Source organism: Lactiplantibacillus modestisalitolerans, assembly GCF_005405425.1.
In the GTDB taxonomy this organism is placed as follows: Bacteria; Bacillota; Bacilli; order Lactobacillales; family Lactobacillaceae; genus Lactiplantibacillus; species Lactiplantibacillus modestisalitolerans.
Genome location: NZ_BJEA01000035.1, coordinates 1 through 1790, shown reverse-complemented (window position 1 = coordinate 1790; position 1790 = coordinate 1). Strand labels below are relative to the sequence as shown.

Below are 1790 nucleotides of genomic sequence, written 5' to 3'. Positions count from 1 at the left end.
GGTTGTTTCCCGACTTACCCAAAGACCGAGCTTTAAGACAAGTGGGTTGCTTGGCTTAAAGTCGTGTCCACCACGTTTCTACCAAAAGTCAATAGTTATCATGATTTAAGCTCAACTAATTTAGAAATTTATTTTGAATTACATCAGAAGTGTAGTAATTAATAAGAGTTCATTGATATGAATTCGGATTGAGCGTACACTTAAATAGGCCTTGAAGGTGTCGAAAATTTTCAAAGCCATTTGAAAAGAGTCATAATCAGCTAAGTATTTAGTGCGTTGTGGCGATTTTGTAATTATATTCTTGATTGTGTAATACTAGATGGTACATCGTTCGTAGTAGACGACCTATCGTCGCAATATGAATCTTCTTGGTAGCTGGTTTGTTCCCTGAAGATTCTTTTTTGCGTCGATAAAAGTCTGCAATGTGGCACGATTGAAACTTTTTAGTAACCGATAAAATACTATCAACAGTTCGGAAGAGAAGCTTACGGGCATAGGGATTCCCGTGTTTAGTAATATGGCGCTCACCCCTATAATTCCCAGATTCATAAACAACCAAGTCAATCCCGACATAGGCATTTATCTTACTTGAACTTGTAAAACGATGGAGATCCCCAAGTTCGGCGGTTAAGCAAACGGCTGTCTTTAACCCAATCCCTGGTATGGACTGATAAATGGCTAATTCTGGTAATTTAGCTTCCTTAGCCTTCTTCACCATACGATTAATAACTTCTGCTTGTTTAGTCGCTAACGCAAGTAAAGCCTGACCATAATAGCGCGTTTGATCTAGGATACAACTCGATGGCTCGATTGCAGGTGACGACTGCTTAGCGGCATCCATAAGTCGTTGAGCGTACCGCTGACAGACCTTACGGCTAAGCTTCTTTGCCAACCCCTTTTGTAGCTTAGTAGTCAAGCTATCCAAGCTTTCTGCCAGTACTAAATTAGGATGTGGGAATAGCTGCAGTGTTCTACATAGATTCTCACCATACGTATCGCTGTAGACACCCTGTATACCCGGGAATACGAGCTGAAGTGCGCGTTCTAGCTCGTTCTTTTTACGTACGACATCACAAGTTAATTGTTGATAGAAGCGCTCATCATCACGTAAATCCAAATAAACGGGGTGTTCTTGAACCGTTACCAATCGATGCTTAATGCATTGCGAAAAGGCCAAATCACGGGCATCATTTGAATCAGTTTTTTGGTGTCGAAAAGTATCGTGCAGATCTAACTTCGCCTGAAGCGGGTTTAATTCAGTAAATTTATACTCGTTTCGATTTAAAAAAGCCCGAAATCGCCGAGAATAAACACCCGTGGCTTCAAAAATAATTTGCGGATCAGTAAAGTTGTGCAAGTCTCGTAATAAGCGACTAAAACCGACCTTGTTACTATCGATTTTGTACTCTTTCAACAACATTCTTTCTGATTTACCGTTTTCTTCAACGCTATTCGCAATGGCAACCGTTGCGGATTCACTACTAATATCAATGCCAAATACAATTTGCATAATAGATTACCACCTAGCTGTAAGATTACGTTTATTATGATAAAACTAGTTTTCTAAACCCGGCATAGATGCCAACAAACTTTGAGCAGCTTTGTCATAAACAATGGGATTTGCCAGTTTCCAGCACGACATGAGTGTCTCGTGGTGTATCTTCGGCATGTTAATCCCATACCACTTTAGTTCAAAAACAAAAGTGGTGAAAGAGCAGCTTCGTCAAACTATCTCTTTCACCACTTATATTAGTATGTTTCCAGCCGCTTTAGGACCAACCGGTAAGGCG

Annotated in this window: 1 protein-coding gene; it reads right to left on the bottom strand. The window is 40.3% G+C overall.

What is annotated here, in order from left to right; translation table 11 throughout:
- Positions 1–268: 268 nt before the first annotated feature.
- Positions 269–1510: an IS110 family RNA-guided transposase gene (locus tag FFM79_RS12555; RefSeq protein WP_137643800.1), complete on the bottom strand. Its 1242-nt coding sequence runs from the start codon at positions 1508–1510 to the stop codon at positions 269–271.
- Positions 1511–1790 lie beyond the last annotated feature (280 nt).

Excerpts from the sequence above, each read along its gene's own strand:
- FFM79_RS12555 (WP_137643800.1), bottom strand. The coding sequence starts at position 1,510 with ATGCAAATTGTATTTGGCATTGATATTAGTAGTGAATCCGCAACGGTT.